The organism is Streptomyces sp., assembly GCF_036566765.1.
GTDB lineage: Bacteria > Actinomycetota > Actinomycetes > Streptomycetales > Streptomycetaceae > Streptomyces.
In genome coordinates this window covers 1-3,271 of sequence record NZ_DATCVQ010000021.1, presented here as the reverse complement: position 1 = coordinate 3,271, position 3,271 = coordinate 1, and the positions used below count along the sequence as shown (strand labels likewise).

Annotated in this window: 4 protein-coding genes and 1 pseudogene; all 5 read right to left on the bottom strand. The window is 71.8% G+C overall.

The annotated features are described in order from the left end of the window. Positions 1-332, bottom strand: a pseudogene (locus tag VIU94_RS01070) (hypothetical protein); the annotation flags it as partial. Continuing rightward, a complete protein-coding gene (locus VIU94_RS01065; RefSeq protein ID WP_331906487.1) occupies positions 329-652 on the bottom strand; it encodes a hypothetical protein in 324 nt (107 codons plus the stop codon). The gene VIU94_RS01065 and the pseudogene VIU94_RS01070, both read right to left, overlap by 4 nt. Position 653: 1 nt before the next feature. Continuing rightward, positions 654-1,364, bottom strand: coding sequence for a 3'-5' exonuclease (locus VIU94_RS01060; RefSeq protein WP_331906485.1), 711 nt, complete (start codon positions 1,362-1,364; stop codon positions 654-656). Further along, positions 1,361-2,239 (bottom strand): hypothetical protein, encoded by an 879-nt coding sequence (locus VIU94_RS01055; protein WP_331906483.1) that lies wholly within the window; start codon positions 2,237-2,239, stop codon positions 1,361-1,363. Before VIU94_RS01055 ends, VIU94_RS01060 begins: the two co-directional genes overlap by 4 nt. Continuing rightward, positions 2,236-3,111, bottom strand: coding sequence for a PD-(D/E)XK nuclease-like domain-containing protein (locus VIU94_RS01050; RefSeq protein WP_331906481.1), 876 nt, complete (start codon positions 3,109-3,111; stop codon positions 2,236-2,238). The genes VIU94_RS01055 and VIU94_RS01050 overlap by 4 nt, the downstream gene beginning before the upstream one ends. Positions 3,112-3,271: the final 160 nt, after the last annotated feature.

Sequence of the window (3,271 nt, the reverse complement as noted above, 5' to 3'; positions counted from 1 at the left end):
CGGCCGATGAAGCTGGAGACGATCCGCCACCACAGGCCGGCGCGGTCCCAGGTGGAGCCGCCGGGCTGCTGATAGGACACGGGGCCCTCGACGCAGACCAGGTCGACCGTGCCGACCTCCTCGATCACGCGGCCGGTGATGAACTTCAGCCGGGCGTCGCGCTCGGCGAGGGAGTCGGCACGTCGGCCCGAGGTCGGTACGCGGGCGGTGCCGCCGACGGTGGAGATGCCGGTTCCGGTGAGGCTGATGTCCAGCCCGGCCACGCGGTAGAGGCGGTTGGTGCCCGCGGCCGGGCGGGTGGTCAGCCCGGCCGCGGGAGTCTCGATGGTCACCGGGCGCCTCCAGCCGGGAGGCCGAGGATCCGGCGCTGGTTGGCGGTGAGCGCCTCCGCGTTGTGGCCGACCGCGTCCAGCAGTTGGTTCGCCAGCCGCTGGTTCACGCGCCTCTGCGCGTCGAGTTCCTCGCGGAGCGCCGTGACCGTGGTGGGCTCGATCGGGCGGGCGTCCAGCTGCTCGCGCAGGCGGGTGATTTCGGAGGCCTGACTGCTGCACGTGAATCGGGAGTCGGCCAGCTCGCGGCGGGCCTCGTCACGCATGTCGAGGGCGGTGGTGTACAGGTTGGTCAGGTCACGGCGGGAGAGACGTCGTCGCATGTCAGGCTCCGTTCTGCTGGCGGGAAATAAGGGGCCACTCCGGTGCGCAGTACGCCGTCGGGTCCGTCTTGCGGAGGTGGTCCTGGAGGCTGGCGGCCTGCTCGGCGGCCCACCCCGCCTGCACCGCGTGCAGCTCGCTCAGCGAGTACGCGGCCACCTGCGGGTAGCGGGTGCCGATCCGCCACGCCACGCGGCACGCGGCGATGGCGTCGGCGTCGGAGGTGTGCGCCTCGCCGATCGGGACGGCGTAGTGGGCGCACAGGTCGGTCAGGCGCCGCTTGCCACGGCGGTACTTGTCGACGGCCTTGTCGATGACGAACGGGTCGACCACGTAGAGGCCGTTGAGTCCGTCGGGCAGCGGGTCGAGGCCGTGGCGGGCGGCCTCGCGGTCGAGCATCGTCAGGTCGTAGCGGGCGTTCATCGCGACGACCGGGATCCCGGACGCGATGACCTGGCCGAGTGCGGCGAGGACTTCGGCGACGACCTCGGCGGCCGGGCGGCCCTCGGCCTGGGCGCGTTCGGTGCTGATGCCGTGGACGGCCGCGGCCTCGTCGGGGATGTCGACGCCGGGGTCGGCGAGCCACGAGGCGGACGCGGTGGGCTGTCCGCCGCCGCACTGGACGACGCACGCGGTGACGATGCGGTCGTTCTCGACGTCGACGCCCGAAGTCTCCAAATCGAAGCCACACAGGCGGCCGAGGTGCCAGCTCATGCGCGGGCCCCCGATCCGGGCTGCGCAGCCGCCGGCCACTCCGTCGAGCCGCCCGCCGCAGGGGCAGGCGCGGCAGCCTGCTGCGCAATCTCCTCGACGGTCACCCGTTGCGGCGGGAACTCCTCGTCGACGGACACCTCGCCGCGGTTAATGGACTGGAACGCCACCAGCAACTGGGCAACGTCGTGCTCCGTCCACTTTCCAGACGGGCGGCCGAACTTGGTCTCGATGCGGTCCTGGGTGACGCCGATGCCCTCGAAGGCGCGGATCGCGTCAGCGATGCGCTGCGGGAGCGGCTTCCCTCCGCCGTCCTGGAGGGTCTTCGCGCAGAGCTGCTTGGCCTCCTCGACGAACCACGGCGGGAGGATCGCGAAGATCGCCTCACGGACGCGGCGGGCGCCGTTGTTGGCGTTGTTCTCGTAGATGTCCCGCATGTCGGTGAGCTGCTTCGGGCCGCCCTTCTGGTCCCTCTTGTGCGGGACGATGAAGGTGCTGCTGTTGCGGGAGTTCTTCTCGACGTCCCAGGCGAACGCCTGCATCTCGGACTGGCCAAACTCGTCGTCGCGGCGCATCTCGACGAGGCCGTACTGAATGTTGCCCCAGCAGCGGGCGAGCTCCCGGGCGAGGTGCACGGACGGGCCGGTGATCGTGCCGCCGCCGCGGGAGTAGCGGAAGAACGCCCGCTCGGCAAGGAACGGCTGCGTGCAGGACTGCCGCATCTCGGCGATCGCAGCGTTGATGTTCCGAGGGCACTGCTGGGCGACGACGATCGCGGCCTGGACCTCGGCGACCGCGCGGGACTGCTCCACGGCGGTGCCCTGCCCGACCCGCGCCGGGGCGGCGGCCGGCGTCATGCGCTCGATGGGCTGGTTCACAGGTACTCCTCGGTGTCACGGATTTCGGCCCACGTGGGCAGGGAGAGGTATGCGATGTCATCGCTGTAGCCGGGCCACTGGCCGGCGCTGGCGCACTCGGCGTAGACCTCCAGCGCTCGGCGGTTGCGGGCGGCGCCGATGCGGCGGGCGACGGCGTCCATCTCGACGACAGTCACGAGGTAGGGCGCGGTCTTCTCCTGGCAGACGAAGACGAACGCGGCGGTCTCGTCGGCGAGGTTGAGGGCCTTTGCGCCGGAGCGGTACCAGTCGTCTTGCTGGTGGTAGCCGAACTCCTCGACGGACCGGGCGAGGGCCTTCGGTTCGGCCGACCGGCAGGTTTTGTAGTCGGGGATGATCAGCCGCCCGGAGCGGGTGTCGGGCAGCCAGTCGAGGCGGGCCCTGCGCATGACGCCGGTCGGGCCGTCGCGCCAGACGAGGGTCTGCTCCGGGCGGCCGCGAGCGGGGTCGAACAGGCGGGAGGCCACGGGGTGGCGGCGCAGCGCGTCCGCCATGTCGTGGACCATCTGGTAGTCGTCCGGCTTCAGCGGGACCCCGCCATTGGCGCGTACGGCGGCCACCTCGTCCTTGACCGCCTTCGCCCGCCACTCGGTGGCGTCGATCCGGACGAGGTCGGGGCCGTCGCCGAGGACGAGTTTGTGGGCGGCGGTGCCGACGTCGAACGTCTGCTTCGGGGCCTGCGGGTTGTCCTGGGCGTGCCGGAAAAGGGCGGGGCAGGACGGTGGGAGGAGGAGGCGGGCACCGCTGGAGGAGAGGGAGCCGCCCGGGATGGGGTCGGCGTGGTACTCCTCGGCGGTGATGTCGTAGACGCCCGGTTCGGTGATGAGGCCGGCGGCCTGCGTGGCGGTGCTCATCGGCCCTCTCCCTCCGGGTGGTAGGTGTAGAAGCGGCGCGGGGTGCCGTCGCCGTGGCGGGTCAGACGGCCGGTCGCTTCGAGAAGCGCGAGGTGGCGGCGGATGGTGGCCCGGTAGGTGTGCGAGCGGAGGAACGCGCGGTACACGGGCTTGGCCCGGC

What these genes read in the sequence shown, in the direction of transcription:
- VIU94_RS01065 (WP_331906487.1), bottom strand. Translation starts at nt 652, where the DNA reads ATGCGACGACGTCTCTCCCGCCGTGACCTGACCAACCTGTACACCACC.
- VIU94_RS01060 (WP_331906485.1), bottom strand. Translation starts at nt 1,364, where the DNA reads ATGAGCTGGCACCTCGGCCGCCTGTGTGGCTTCGATTTGGAGACTTCG.
- VIU94_RS01050 (WP_331906481.1), bottom strand. Translation starts at nt 3,111, where the DNA reads ATGAGCACCGCCACGCAGGCCGCCGGCCTCATCACCGAACCGGGCGTC.